The sequence below is a fragment of the Microbacterium sp. DT81.1 genome, assembly GCF_049844955.1.
Lineage (GTDB): Bacteria > Actinomycetota > Actinomycetes > Actinomycetales > Microbacteriaceae > Microbacterium.
The window spans coordinates 223,730-236,379 of sequence record NZ_JBNCMA010000004.1; the positions used below are offsets into that span (position 1 = coordinate 223,730).

Sequence of the window (12,650 nt, forward strand, 5' to 3'; positions counted from 1 at the left end):
GCATGTACGACGGCATCGTCCAAGACCTGATCGACGAGTTCGGTCGCCTGCCCGGGATCGGCCCGAAGTCGGCGCAGCGCATCACGTTCCACATCCTGCAGACGCCCTCCTTCGACGTCTCGCACCTTGCCCAGCTGCTGGCCGAGGTGCGTGAGAAGGTGCGGTTCTGTGAGATCTGCGGCAACGTCTCGGAGCAGACGCGATGTGCGATCTGTCGCGATCCGCGTCGCAACGCGACCCTGATCTGCGTCGTGGAGGACGCCAAGGACGTGGCGGCGATCGAGCGGACCCGGGAGTTCCGTGGTCTGTATCACGTGCTCGGTGGCGCGATCAGCCCGATCGCCGGCGTCGGCCCCGACGACCTGCGGATCACCTCTCTGATGCACCGCCTCGCCGACGGCACCGTGCAGGAGGTCATCCTCGCCACCAACCCGAACCTCGAGGGCGAAGCGACGGCCACCTACCTCAGCCGCCTGCTGACCACCCTCGAGATCCGGGTCACCCGCCTCGCATCCGGCCTTCCCGTGGGTGGCGACCTCGAGTACGCCGACGAGGTGACGCTCGGCCGGGCGTTCGAAGGCCGCCGTACCGTCTGATGACCACCGTGCTGCAACGGTACGACACGCGTGCCTGGCTGCTCTTCTCCGCCATGGCGCTGCTGTGGGGGGTGCCGTACCTGTTCATCAAGGTCGCCGTCGAGTCGTACTCGCCCGCCGCCATCGTGAGCGGCCGCACGCTCATCGGAGCGCTGCTGCTCCTGCCGTTCGCCCTGCGTCAGGAAGCGCTCCGGCCTGCGATCGAGAAATGGCGATGGGTGCTGGCCTTCGCCGCTCTCGAGATGGCGGGTCCGTTCCTGCTTCTCGGCCATGCAGAGCAGACTCTGCCTTCCGGACTGACCGGTCTGCTGGTCGCGACGGTTCCGCTGTTCGCCGCACTCTTCGCATTCACCCGCGGAGACCGGGAGTCGCTCAAGCCCGCGCGCCTCGCCGGCCTGGTCATCGGGTTCTTGGGTGTCGCCATCATCGTGGTCGGACCGGGGCTCGGGATCGACGGCGGCGCCGGGCTGGTCGCGATCGGGGAGGTGCTCCTGGTGGCGATCTGCTACGCGATCGCGCCGTTCATCGTGGCCCGCAAGCTCGGCGCGGTTCCGGCACTCGGCACCATCACCATCTCGCTCGCCGCCGTGGGGATCTTCTATCTTCCGATCGCGCTGCTCACCCCTCATCCCACTCCGAGCGTCGAGGCCACCGTCGCCGTCGTGCTGCTCGGCGTGCTCTGCACGGCGGTCGCATTCATCGCATTCTTCGCGTTGATCGGCAGGGTGGGACCCGCCCGGGCGCCGCTGTTCACCTACGTCAATCCGATCGTTGCGATCGCGCTCGGCGTGATCGTGCTGGGCGAGGACCTGAGTCCGGCGCTGCTGCTCGGCTTCCCGATCGTGCTGGCAGGCTGCTGGCTGGCGGCGACGGGCGGTCTGCGCGTGCGGCGCGCACCGGAGGGCGTGCCACCGATCGCACCCGGCTGAGGTTCAGCGCAGCACTTCGACGAGCACGATCCACGAGATCAGGATCGCCGACACGATCGCAAGAAGCGCGCCGGCCGCCGCCATGATCAGTCCGCCGGGCTGACCTACGACCAAGAGCACGCCCGCGGCGAGGTAGGCGGCGATGGGCAGGAACCCGGCCACCGACTTGGCGACCCGGGCCCGATCCTCCGTGGCGGGGTCCCGCGCGATCACGCGCGTCGCATTGAGCTGGAATGCCCCCGCGACGGCCGTCGCGAAGATGATCAGCCCGCCGAACCACACGGGGTCGATCTCGGGGACGAGGGCCATGCCCGAGACGATCAGGGCGAGGACCAGTGCCGAGATCCCCGCCGCGAGTCGCGGCGTCAGCGTGCCGGACGTGATGATTTCGCGGATGTTGACGCTCGCCGCGACGATCACGAGGCCCGCCAGCGCCGCCGTGGCGCCGAGCATCGCCACATTGAAGTCGGTCCACTGCTCGAGCCCGGCATCCATGGCTGCACTCTAGCGGCGGCGGTCATGGCGCGGCAGCCGCGGTGACGTCATATGGGCTCGCGGGAATGCGCCCGTCCCTAAGATGGATCTTCGGGTGCGGCATCCCGCGCCGACGCTTCCCGGGGGTCTCATCGTGGCGCTGATCGTGCAGAAGTACGGCGGTTCGTCCGTCGCCGATGCCGAGAGCATCAAGCGCGTGGCGAAGCGGATCGTCGACACCCGCCGCGCCGGGCACGATGTCGTCGTCGCGGTCAGCGCGATGGGCGACACCACCGACGAGCTTCTCGATCTGGCGAACCAGGTCGCGCCTATTCCCGCTCCTCGCGAACTCGACATGCTGCTCTCCAGCGGTGAGCGCATCTCGATGGCGCTGCTGGCGATGGCCATCCACTCCATGGGATTCGAGGCCCGCTCCTTCACCGGCAGCCAGGCGGGCATGATCACGGATGCCCAGCACGGCGCGGCGCGGATCGTGGATGTCACTCCGGTCCGCCTGCGGGAGGCCCTCGACGAGGGAGCCATCGTCATCGTCGCCGGCTTCCAGGGATTCAACCGGGACACCCGGGACATCACGACTCTGGGTCGTGGCGGCTCGGACACCACCGCCGTGGCCCTGGCCGCAGCCCTCGAGGCCGACGTCTGCGAAATCTACAGCGACGTCGACGGGATCTTCACCGCCGACCCCCGCGTCGTTCCCCGAGCCCGCAAGCTCGACCGGGTCTCGAGCGAGGAGATGCTCGAACTCGCCGCCAACGGCGCGAAGGTGCTGTACATCCGCGCCGTCGAATACGCACGCCGGCACGGGGTATTGATCCACGCCCGATCGACGTTCTCCTCAGGTGAGGGAACACTGGTGTGGGGCGAGGGGATGCGCCTGAACGGCGTCGCACTGAGCGCCCTGGGCGCCGACGGAGAGGGAGAAGGCATGGAAGAGCCCATCGTCGCGGGAGTCGCGACCGATCTCAGCCAGGCGAAGATCACCATCATCGGCGTGCCGGACGTGCCGGGGAAGGCGGCGGAGATCTTCAAGATCGTCGCCCGCTCCGGTGCCAACGTGGACATGATCGTGCAGAACGTCTCGTCCGCCGCGACCGGGGTCGCCGACATCTCGTTCACGCTTCCGAAGGCGGATGCGGCGACGGCGCTCCGGGCTCTCTCCGCCCACCAGGCGGAGGTCGGCTTCGAGAGCCTCGTGCACGACGACCAGATCGGCAAGCTGTCGGTGGTCGGGGTCGGCATGCGCACCCACTCCGGCGTCTCGGCGACCCTCTTCGAGGCGCTGTCGATCGCCGGAGTCAACATCGAGATGATCTCCACGAGCGAGATCCGCATCTCGGTGCTCGTTCGCGCCGACGATCTGGCCGAAGCCGCGCGCCTGGTGCATACGGCGTACGGGCTGGACGGCGACGTCGAGGCGACGGTGCACGCGGGTACCGGCCGCTGAGCGGCTCGGCCGCCGCCCCCAGACCAGGAGATATCGCCGCCCCAGGACGATTCTTACGGTTTCGTCCTGCGCTCCCCGGAAGTCCTGTCTTCGGCATCGATTCCCAGCGGCACTCCAGCGGCTGGAGGTAGCGTCGGCGCGTCGAGGGGGTGCGCAGTGGCTCGCAGCGGGGTGTCGGGCCGGGCGCGGTGGCTGTGGGGAATCGCTGCCGGGCTGGCGATCTGCGCGCTGGTCGTCGGGGGACTGGTGTTCCAGCCGTGGCTTCTGTTCATCGACGTGCGCGTGGACGACGACATTCCGGCCGCGGCGACTCCGACGGCTGCCGTTCCCACGCCGTCGTCGGCGACCCCGCTCGAGCCCACATCGACACCCGAGGCGCCCCAGCGCACAGAACCTGTCGACCTACTCGCGGGGACCTTTCTCAGTCATGAGCACGAGACGACGGGCACGGCGCGGGTCATACTCCTGCCCGACGGCCGTCGGCAGCTCGCTCTCGAATCGCTCGCGACGACCAACGGTCCCGACGTGCACGTGTGGCTGAGTGCGGGGCCGGTCGTGGAAGGCACGGACGGCTGGTTCACCGCCGGCGGGCACCCGTTCGTCGATCTGGGGATGATCAAGGGGAATCTCGGCGATCAGCTTTACGACATTCCGGATGACGTCGATCTCGATGTGTTCCGAAGCGTCGACCTCTGGTGCGTGCAGTTCTCCGTGTCGTTCGGGGCTGCGGCGCTCTCCTGACACGCTCGGCGCCCGGCATCCGCCGTCATGCGACGACGGCCGCGCGGAGTGCCACGGTAGAATGGGCAGTTACGCCGAGAGAGCAGAGGACCACGCTCATGACACACATCTCCGATACCGGACTCTCCGTCGCCGTCGTCGGCGCCACCGGCCAGGTCGGCACCGTGATGCGTCAGATCCTCGCGGAGCGCGCATTCCCGATCCGCGAGCTGCGCCTGTTCGCGACCGCGCGGTCAGCCGGGACGGCCGTGGAGTTCGCGGGGAAGACGGTCGTGATCGAGGATGTCGAGACCGCCGATCCGGCGGGTATCGACATCGCCCTCTTCTCTGCCGGCGCCACCGGCAGCCGGGCGCATGCGCCCCGCTTCGCGGACGCGGGCGCGCTCGTCATCGACAATTCCAGCGCCTGGCGCATGGACCCCGACGTCCCCCTCGTGGTCAGCGAGGTCAACCCCCACGCGATCGACGAGGCGCGCAAGGGCATCGTCGCGAACCCGAACTGCACGACGATGGCCGCGATGCCGGTGCTCAAGGTGCTCGACGCCGAGGCCGGTCTCGAGCGGCTGATCGTCAGCACGTACCAGGCCGTCAGCGGCTCCGGACTGGCCGGCGCCGAGGAGCTGCTCGGGCAGGTCGAGGGCGTGCTCGCACAGGGCGACACGCTGCGGCTCGTGCACGACGGGTCCTCGATCGACTTCCCTCAGCCCGAGAAGTACATCGCGCCGATCGCGTTCGACGTGATCCCCTTCGCGGGCAACCTCGTCGATGACGGCGACAACGAGACCGACGAGGAGAAGAAGCTCCGCAACGAAAGCCGCAAGATCCTCGAGCTGCCCGACCTCCGCGTTGCGGGCACCTGCGTGCGGGTACCCGTCTTCACCGGGCACTCCCTGAGCATCCACGCGGAGTTCGCCGGCGACATCACCCCCGACCGTGCCCGCGAGGTGCTCGCCGGCGCCCCCGGGGTCGCGCTCGAAGAGGTTCCGACGCCGCTCCAGGCCGCAGGCAAGGACCCGAGCTTCGTCGGCCGCATCCGGGCGGATCAATCCGCCCCCGATGGCAAGGGCCTCGTGCTGTTCATCAGCAACGACAATCTGCGCAAGGGCGCCGCCCTCAACGCGGTGCAGATCGCAGAGGTCGTCGCCGCGCGGCTCGGAACGACCGCCGCGGTGTGAGCGGGCCGGGCGGGTCTGTCCGAGGCGCGCACTTCTCTTGATGGGGCTCCGCCCCACGCCCCCGGCTTGCTGACGCGCGTTCTTTGTGGGGCTCCGCCCCACGCCCCCGGCTTGCTGACGCGCGCCCCTAGACTTGACCGGTGACCGAATCCGTCGACGTCGTCCTCATCGGTGGCGGCATCATGAGCGCCACCCTGGGTACACTCCTGCACGAACTCCAGCCGGACTGGAAGATCGTTACCTACGAGCGCCTGCATGACGTCGCGCTCGAGAGCTCCAACGCCTGGAACAACGCCGGAACGGGCCATGCCGCCCTCTGCGAACTGAACTACATGCCGGAAGGCCCCGACGGCAAGGTCGATCCGGCCAAGGCCGTGCAGATCAACGAGCAGTTCCAGCAGAGCCGGCAGCTGTGGGCGTCACTGGTGCAGGCCGGGATCCTCGACGAGCCCAAGACGTTCATCAACGCCACACCGCACATGACGTTCGTGCAGGGCGAGAAGGACGTCGCGTACCTCAAGAAGCGCTACGAGGTGCTGAAGAAGGAGCCGCTGTTCGCCGGGATCGAATACAGCGAGGACTCCCGAGTCATCCACCAGTGGGCACCCCTGCTCATGAAGCGGCGCCGCAGGGGCGTGCCGTTCGCGGCGACCCGTGTGCCCGCGGGGACGGATGTCGACTTCGGCGCGCTGACGCACCAGCTGTTCGATCACCTCAAGGACAACGGCGTACAGGTGTTCACCAACCGTGAGGTGCGCGGGCTCAAGCAGCAGAAGGACGGCACCTGGCTGATCCGCTCCCGCGACACGATCGGCGGCACGCCGCGGCAGCTGAAGTCCCGCTTCGTCTTCGTCGGGGCCGGCGGATGGGCGCTGAAGCTGCTCCAGCGCTCCGGCATCCCCGAGATCAAGGGATACGGCGTCTTCCCGATCGGCGGGCAGTGGCTGAAGACGAGCAACCCCGCGCTGGTCTCCCAGCACAAGGCGAAGGTGTACTCGCAGGCATCGGTCGGTGCGCCCCCGATGTCCGTCCCGCACCTCGACACGCGAGTGGTCGACGGCGATGCATCGCTGCTGTTCGGTCCCTTCGCGACGTTCAGCCCGAAGTTCCTCAAGAACGGGTCGATGTTCGACATCGTCGGTCAGGTGCGGCCATCGAACCTGTGGCCGATGGTGAAGGTCGCCATCGACAATCCCTCGCTGCTGACGTATCTGGTCGGCGAGCTGCTGAAGAATCACCACGCCAAGGTCGACAGCCTTCGCACGTTCATGCCCACGGCGAAAGACGAGGACTGGGAGCTGCTCGGCGCGGGGCAGCGCGCCCAGGTCATGAAGCGCGACCCGAAGAAGGGCGGCGTGCTGCAGTTCGGCACGGAGGTCGTCACCTCCGCGGACGGCACGATCGCCGGCCTGCTCGGCGCCTCGCCCGGTGCATCGACCGCGGTTTCGATCATGCTGGGTCTCCTGAAGACCTGCTTCCCCGACCAGATCGCCGCATGGGAGCCTCGCCTGGAGAAGCTCATCCCGAGCTACGGCAGGTCGCTGAACGTCGATCCGGCGGTCGCCAGGGCCTCGGTCACGCAGACCGCTCAGGTGCTCGCGATCTCCGCCTGAGCATCCGCCGTCTCCATCCGTACGCTGTGCTGTTGGCCGGGAGCAGGACGGAGGTTTCGTAGACTCGGCGGGTGGCCAAACTCTACTTCCGCTATGGGGCGATGAACTCCGGCAAGTCGACAGCTCTTCTCCAGGCCGCGTACAACTACGAGGAGCGGCATCAGAACGTGCTGCTGGCCAAGCCGGCGATCGACACGAAGGCCGCCGATCAGATCGAGAGCCGGCTGGGGGTGTCCCGCACGGTCGATTTCCTCCTGGCGCCCGGAGAGGGCGCTCGGGAGGCGTTCGCGCGTGAGGCGGCTCGTGTGCTGAAGGAGACAGGTCAGGCGGTGGCGTGCCTGCTCGTGGATGAGGCGCAGTTCCTCACCCCGGACCAGGTCGACGATCTCTTCCGCATCGCGGTGCTCGATGACATCCCGGTGCTCGCCTACGGCATCCGCACGGACTTCCGAACCGACGCCTTCCCCGGTTCTCGTCGCCTGCTTGAGATCGCACACACCCTCGAAGAGCTGAAGACCATCTGCCGCTGCGGCCGCAAGGCGATCTTCAACGGGCGGGTCATCCGCGGGCGCTTCGTCTTCGACGGCGACCAGGTCGCGATCGACACGGCCTCGGCACCGGATGCGGACATCGAGGTGACGTACGAGTCGCTCTGCGGACTCTGCTACCTGCAGCAGTCCGGAGGCCACCTGGACGGCCGCTGACCTCACCGCACCGGGACGGGCGCTCACTCCGCCGCTCGCTAGGCTGGAGACATGCGCGTTCTTCTCACCGGCGGAGCCGGGTATATCGGGGCACACACGGCCGTCGCCCTCGTCGAGGCCGGTCACGACGTCCTCGTCGTCGATGATCTCTCCGCCTCCAGCGAAGAAGCCGTTCGGCGCATCGAGCGCATCACGGGTGCCCGCGTGCCGCTCCTGGTATCGGATGCGCGCGACGAGGACGCCTTGGCCGCATTCGTCCGCGACAACGCACCCGTCGACGCCGTCGTGCACCTCGCCGGCTTGAAGGCGGTGGGCGAGTCGGTCGCCGAGCCGGTCCGCTACTACGACGTGAACGTCGGGTCCTCGATCGCGGTCCTCAAGGTGATGAAGGCGGAGGGCATCCCGACCATCGTCTTCTCCTCCTCGGCGACGGTGTACGGGGAGCCCGAGTCTCTGCCATTGACCGAGACGTCGCCGACGGGCATCGACCTGGCCAATCCCTACGGCAAGACCAAACGCATGATCGAGGAGATCCTGCACGACGCGGCCACCGCAGACCCGGACCTCCGCGCGGTGAGCCTTCGGTACTTCAACCCCGTCGGCGCCCACTCCAGCGGGCTGATCGGCGAGGATCCTCGCGGCATCCCCAACAATCTGATGCCCGTGGTCTCGCGCGTCGCGATCGGGGCGCTGCCCCAGGTGGCGGTCTACGGCGACGACTACGACACTCCGGACGGCACCGGCCTGCGCGACTACATCCACGTGGTCGATCTGGCCGCCGGTCACGTGGCCGCGCTCGAGCGCGCTCAGCCGGGCTACGAGATCTACAACCTCGGCACCGGCGAGCCGGTCAGCGTGCTGACGCTGATCGAGGCCTTCGAACGCGCCAGCGGCCGGCCGATTCCGCGTGCGGTGCAGCCGCGTCGGCCCGGCGATGTGGCCGCCAGCTACGCAGATCCGAGCAAGGCGAGGGCAGAACTCGAGTGGGCTGCCACGCGCTCCATCGACGACGCGTGCGGCGACTACTGGAACTGGCAGACCAAGAACCCGCAGGGATACGCGACCGCCTGAGGTCAGGCGGTGCGCGGTGCCTGGGCGCGCCGCGGGGGCCGCGGCACCAGCATCGACGTCGTTCTCCGATATTCGCGGTAGCGCGGATAGCGGGAACTGGTGATCCACTCGGTGAAGGCCGTCGAGCCGAGGAACAGCAGCGTGAGCAGAGCCGGTCCCACGATGGTCGCGTTCAGCGCTCCGCCCCAGAGTCCCAGGCCCGACGCCACAGCGGCACCGGCGCCGATCGCGTAGAACGCCCACCACTGCGCCTGCTCGAAGAAGAAGTTCGGATGCCGGCTGAAACGCCAGAGGCCCGTGGTCACGAAACCCGGCTCGAGGGTGCCGCCGGCCTGTCGCTTCGCCGCCTGAAAGCTCCACTGCTGCTGGTCCGCCACCGTCTCGCCGGCGAGGAACGCCGCGAAGATCAACGCCAAGGCGACGTCCCACGCGTTCAACGGCGCGGGGTTCTGCCACGCCACCATGGCCGGAAGGGTGATCAGGACGAGCAGCGCGTTCTGATAGAGGACGATGAAGAACAGGTTGAAGATCTGGAACTGCCACGGCTTCATGCGTGCGCGCAGCACAGCCCACCGGTAGTCCTCCATGCCGGTGTAGCCGCCTTTGCGCGCGAAGTTGAAGGTGAGGCGCACGCCCCATGCCGTTCCGAGGGCGGCCATGAGCAGCAGCCTGGCCGGGTCGCCGCCGTCCACCAACCCGGCAGCGGCGAAGATCCAGACATAGACCACCGGTACGACCGACCAGAGGCGGTCGACCCACGAGGCGTCCTTGGTGATCAGCGAGGCGAGCCAGCACGCGACGCAGCTGAGCGACGCGACGAGGAGGACGAGGGCGAGGGGGTCCACGCCGCTCACCTTAGACCCCGCCGGAGCTTGCTGTGGTCAGCCCACACAGGCTAGTGTGGTCAGACCACAGCACCGACGGCGAAGGACGGAGACACATGGCAGCGACCGATCTGACGGCTCCGCCGTCCGGCACGCGCGCGTGGCGCTGGGTCCTCGAGCACATCGAGGCCGAGCTGCTCGACGGCCGCCTGGCCCCGGGCGACCGCCTCCCGCCGGAACGGGAGCTCGCCGCCCGGCTCGGAGTGGGCCGCTCCAGCGTGCGCGAGGCGCTTCGCGTGCTCGAGGTGCTCGGCCTCGTCCGCACCGGAACCGGCTCCGGTCCGACGTCGGGAGCGATCATCATCGCCACCCCCCGAGGCGGGATGTCCGCGCTGCTGCGCCTGCAGGTCGCGGCGCAGGGTTTCCCGCTGGCCGACGTGGTCGCCACGCGGCTCCTGCTCGAGATGGCGGTCGCCGCCGACGTGGCTGCCGCGGACGAGCCGGATCTCGGTCCCGTGCACGAGGCCCTCTCGGCGATGGATGCCGTCGACCTCACCCCCGATGAGTTCCTGACTCTCGACGCCCAGTTCCATCTGTCCCTGGCGGAGGCATCCGGCAACGTCGTGGTCGCAGCGATGATGGCGGGTCTGCGCACGTCCGTCGAGTCCTACGTGCGCGCCGCCGCCGCATCCATCACCGACTGGTCGGCCACGGCCGACCGCCTTCGTGGCGAGCACCGAGGCATCGTCGACGCCATCGCACGCCACGATGCCGAGCTCTCCCGCACCCTCATCCACGACCACATCACGGGGTATTACACCCAGACGCGCCTCGGCGCGTGACGAGAGGATCACCATGGTGAAACGCCAGCTGCCCAAGCCGACCGAGCTTCTGGAGCTCATGCAGTTCAAGAAGCCGGAACTGGATGGGCGCAAGCGCCGCCTCGAGGCGGCGCTCACGATCGGCGACCTGCGCGCGATCGCCAAGCGCCGCACCCCGAAGGCCGCGTTCGACTACACCGACGGCGCGGCCGAGGGTGAGCTCTCGCTCTCACGCGCCCGGCAGGCGTTCGAGGACGTCGAGTTCCACCCCGGCATCCTGCGCGGCGCCGCCGACATCGACACGTCCACGACGATCCTCGGCGGCCCGAGCGCGCTGCCGTTCGGCATCGCGCCCACGGGCTTCACCCGGCTCATGCAGACCGAGGGAGAAAGTGCGGGGGCGTCGGCGGCGGCAGCCGCCGGCATCCCGTTCACCCTCTCCACGCTGGGGACGACGTCGATCGAGGACGTCAAGAGGGCGAACCCGCACGGCCGCAACTGGTTCCAGCTCTACGTCATGCGCGACCGTGAGATTTCATACGGCCTGGTGCGCCGTGCCGCGGAGGCCGGCTTCGACACCCTGCAGTTCACCGTCGACACCCCGATCGCCGGCGCCCGCCTGCGCGACAAGCGCAACGGGTTTTCGATCCCGCCCCAGCTGACCGTGGGGACCATCGTCAACGCCATCCCGCGTCCGTGGTGGTGGTACGACTTCCTCACGACTCCCAAGCTCGAGTTCGCCTCGCTGAGCACCACCGGCGGCACGGTCGGCGAACTGCTGAACGCCGCGATGGACCCGACGATCAGCTTCGACGATCTGGATGTCATCCGCGGCATGTGGCCCGGCAAGATCGTCGTCAAGGGCGTGCAGACCGTCGAGGACTCGGTGCGGCTGATCGACGCCGGCGTCGACGGCATCATCCTCTCCAACCACGGCGGTCGGCAGCTCGACCGCGCTCCGATCCCGTTCCACCTGCTGCCGAAGGTCGTGCGCGAGGTCGGCAACGACGCGACGGTGATGATCGACACCGGCATCATGAACGGCGCGGATATCGTCGCCTCCGTCGCCCTCGGAGCGAAGTTCACCCTGGTGGGTCGCGCGTACCTCTACGGCCTCATGGCCGGCGGTCGCGAGGGAGTGGACCGCATGATCGGGATCCTGCGCAGCGAGATCGAGCGCACCATGACGCTGCTCGGGGTTGCGTCGCTCGAGGAGCTCGGTCCGCAGCACGTCACCCAGCTCGCTCGTCTGGCACCGATCGCCCCGCCCGCTCCGGCGCGTGCGCCGCGGCGTGTGCCGACCGCGAAGATCTAGACCCGGACGGGAAGGGCGGGCAGCAGCCGCTCCAGGTGGGCGGCGGTGTCTTCCCAGCCCTCCACGGCCTCGCATGGCACGCCGAGGGCGAGTACGGGATAGTCGTTGCCGTCGGGGTCGAGCCGGTCGCCGTAGAAGAGCATGTCATCGAGGGCGATGCCCGTCTGGTCCGACAGCTTCCCCATCCCGTACGCCTTGTCGATCCCGCGATGGGTGATGTCGACCGATGTCGACCCGCCCGAGCGGACCTCGAGGTCCGGGACGCGCGCAGCGACGGCGTCGCGGAGCGCCGACTTCTTGGAGCCGGTCGGGTCCCAGGCGGTCTTGGCGTCGAGGGGAGCGGCCTGGCCGAGCGCCGAGAAGGTGATCTGCGAGCCCCTGTCCTCGAGGATGGGACCCCAGGTCTGCTCCTCCCAGAGGCCGAGGCGGCGGGCCTCCTCCTCGACGGCGGCGAGGGCTCGCGCCTTCTCGTCCTCCGTGAGGTGATGGGCGTAGACGGGAGTGAAGTCGGTGCCGTCGTACCGGAAGTACTGGGTGCCGCAGGTCGGCATGAGGTGGATGCGCTCGAGCGTCTCGGCAGGAGCATCCGGCAGCCGGTCGATGACCTGCGCGCGGAACTGGCCCATCTGCCCGCCCGAGATGATGGCGACCTCGACGCGCTCGGCCAGCGCGATCAGCAGCGCGCCGATCTGCGGGTCGATCGCGCTCTTCGAAGGGGCCAGGGTGTCATCGAGGTCGAACGCCACGAGTTGGGGGATGCTCATGCTTCTCCTTCTACCGGGAAGGGGCCCCGCCTGTCGGCGAAGCCCCTTTGCTGGTCGGGGTGACAGGATTTGAACCTGCGGCCTCGTCGTCCCGAACGACGCGCGCTACCAAGCTGCGCCACACCCCGTGGCAACCCTCCGAGTCTACCCGATGGGCA

At 68.7% G+C, this 12,650-nt stretch carries 13 protein-coding genes and 1 tRNA gene; 10 read left to right on the forward strand and 4 right to left on the reverse strand.

Features of this window, described 5'->3' with window-relative positions:
• Positions 1-2: 2 nt before the first annotated feature.
• Positions 3-596 (forward strand): recombination mediator RecR, encoded by a 594-nt coding sequence (gene recR / locus ACLQ2Q_RS12530; protein WP_425820793.1) that lies wholly within the window; start codon positions 3-5, stop codon positions 594-596.
• Positions 596-1,525 (forward strand): DMT family transporter, encoded by a 930-nt coding sequence (locus tag ACLQ2Q_RS12535; protein WP_425820794.1) that lies wholly within the window; start codon positions 596-598, stop codon positions 1,523-1,525. Before recR ends, ACLQ2Q_RS12535 begins: the two co-directional genes overlap by 1 nt.
• 3 nt (positions 1,526-1,528) lie before the next feature.
• Here ACLQ2Q_RS12535 and ACLQ2Q_RS12540 read toward each other — a convergent pair whose 3' ends face one another.
• Positions 1,529-2,020 carry a hypothetical protein gene (locus ACLQ2Q_RS12540; RefSeq protein WP_425820795.1) on the reverse strand — a complete coding sequence of 164 codons (492 nt, stop codon included), beginning with the start codon at positions 2,018-2,020 and terminating at the stop codon, positions 1,529-1,531.
• Positions 2,021-2,153: 133 nt separating this feature from the next.
• On the opposite strand from ACLQ2Q_RS12540, the gene ACLQ2Q_RS12545 reads away from it, so the two are divergent.
• From ACLQ2Q_RS12545 to galE, 6 genes are all read left to right on the forward strand, one after another.
• Positions 2,154-3,464 (forward strand): aspartate kinase, encoded by a 1,311-nt coding sequence (locus tag ACLQ2Q_RS12545; protein ID WP_425821065.1) that lies wholly within the window; start codon positions 2,154-2,156, stop codon positions 3,462-3,464.
• A gap of 156 nt (positions 3,465-3,620) precedes the next feature.
• The gene (locus ACLQ2Q_RS12550; protein WP_425820796.1) at positions 3,621-4,205 is read left to right on the forward strand and encodes a DM13 domain-containing protein; all 585 of its coding nucleotides are present in this window, start codon (positions 3,621-3,623) and stop codon (positions 4,203-4,205) included.
• Between the two features lie 98 nt (positions 4,206-4,303).
• Positions 4,304-5,380 carry an aspartate-semialdehyde dehydrogenase gene (locus ACLQ2Q_RS12555; RefSeq protein WP_425820797.1) on the forward strand — a complete coding sequence of 359 codons (1,077 nt, stop codon included), beginning with the start codon at positions 4,304-4,306 and terminating at the stop codon, positions 5,378-5,380.
• A 140-nt stretch (positions 5,381-5,520) separates the two neighbouring features.
• On the forward strand, positions 5,521-6,993 hold the full coding sequence (locus ACLQ2Q_RS12560; RefSeq protein WP_425820798.1) for a malate:quinone oxidoreductase: 1,473 nt from the start codon (positions 5,521-5,523) through the stop codon (positions 6,991-6,993).
• A 71-nt stretch (positions 6,994-7,064) separates the two neighbouring features.
• A complete protein-coding gene (locus tag ACLQ2Q_RS12565) occupies positions 7,065-7,697 on the forward strand; it encodes a thymidine kinase (protein ID WP_425820799.1) in 633 nt (210 codons plus the stop codon).
• A 51-nt stretch (positions 7,698-7,748) separates the two neighbouring features.
• Positions 7,749-8,768 carry a UDP-glucose 4-epimerase GalE gene (gene galE, locus ACLQ2Q_RS12570; protein ID WP_425820800.1) on the forward strand — a complete coding sequence of 340 codons (1,020 nt, stop codon included), beginning with the start codon at positions 7,749-7,751 and terminating at the stop codon, positions 8,766-8,768.
• Positions 8,769-8,770: 2 nt separating this feature from the next.
• Here galE and ACLQ2Q_RS12575 read toward each other — a convergent pair whose 3' ends face one another.
• A complete protein-coding gene (locus ACLQ2Q_RS12575) occupies positions 8,771-9,613 on the reverse strand; it encodes a DUF1295 domain-containing protein (RefSeq protein ID WP_425820801.1) in 843 nt (280 codons plus the stop codon).
• A gap of 95 nt (positions 9,614-9,708) precedes the next feature.
• On the opposite strand from ACLQ2Q_RS12575, the gene ACLQ2Q_RS12580 reads away from it, so the two are divergent.
• Both ACLQ2Q_RS12580 and ACLQ2Q_RS12585 read left to right on the forward strand, forming a co-directional pair.
• Positions 9,709-10,434 carry a FadR/GntR family transcriptional regulator gene (locus ACLQ2Q_RS12580; protein ID WP_425820802.1) on the forward strand — a complete coding sequence of 242 codons (726 nt, stop codon included), beginning with the start codon at positions 9,709-9,711 and terminating at the stop codon, positions 10,432-10,434.
• 13 nt (positions 10,435-10,447) lie between these two features.
• Positions 10,448-11,728 (forward strand): alpha-hydroxy acid oxidase, encoded by a 1,281-nt coding sequence (locus ACLQ2Q_RS12585; protein ID WP_425820803.1) that lies wholly within the window; start codon positions 10,448-10,450, stop codon positions 11,726-11,728.
• Here the strand turns inward: ACLQ2Q_RS12585 and ACLQ2Q_RS12590 are convergent.
• On the reverse strand, positions 11,725-12,492 hold the full coding sequence (locus tag ACLQ2Q_RS12590; protein WP_425820804.1) for an HAD-IIB family hydrolase: 768 nt from the start codon (positions 12,490-12,492) through the stop codon (positions 11,725-11,727). The genes ACLQ2Q_RS12585 and ACLQ2Q_RS12590 overlap by 4 nt on opposite strands.
• Before the next feature lie 51 nt (positions 12,493-12,543).
• Positions 12,544-12,620: transfer RNA gene (locus tag ACLQ2Q_RS12595), tRNA-Pro, on the reverse strand.
• Positions 12,621-12,650: the final 30 nt, after the last annotated feature.

Bases quoted from the DNA above. Each gene is read 5' to 3' on its own strand.
- ACLQ2Q_RS12540 (WP_425820795.1), bottom strand. From the start codon at position 2,020: ATGGATGCCGGGCTCGAGCAGTGGACCGACTTCAATGTGGCGATGCTC.
- ACLQ2Q_RS12535 (WP_425820794.1), top strand. From the start codon at position 596: ATGACCACCGTGCTGCAACGGTACGACACGCGTGCCTGGCTGCTCTTC.
- galE (WP_425820800.1), top strand. From the start codon at position 7,749: ATGCGCGTTCTTCTCACCGGCGGAGCCGGGTATATCGGGGCACACACG.
- ACLQ2Q_RS12590 (WP_425820804.1), bottom strand. From the start codon at position 12,492: ATGAGCATCCCCCAACTCGTGGCGTTCGACCTCGATGACACCCTGGCC.
- ACLQ2Q_RS12555 (WP_425820797.1), top strand. From the start codon at position 4,304: ATGACACACATCTCCGATACCGGACTCTCCGTCGCCGTCGTCGGCGCC.
- recR (WP_425820793.1), top strand. From the start codon at position 3: ATGTACGACGGCATCGTCCAAGACCTGATCGACGAGTTCGGTCGCCTG.
- ACLQ2Q_RS12585 (WP_425820803.1), top strand. From the start codon at position 10,448: ATGGTGAAACGCCAGCTGCCCAAGCCGACCGAGCTTCTGGAGCTCATG.
- ACLQ2Q_RS12580 (WP_425820802.1), top strand. From the start codon at position 9,709: ATGGCAGCGACCGATCTGACGGCTCCGCCGTCCGGCACGCGCGCGTGG.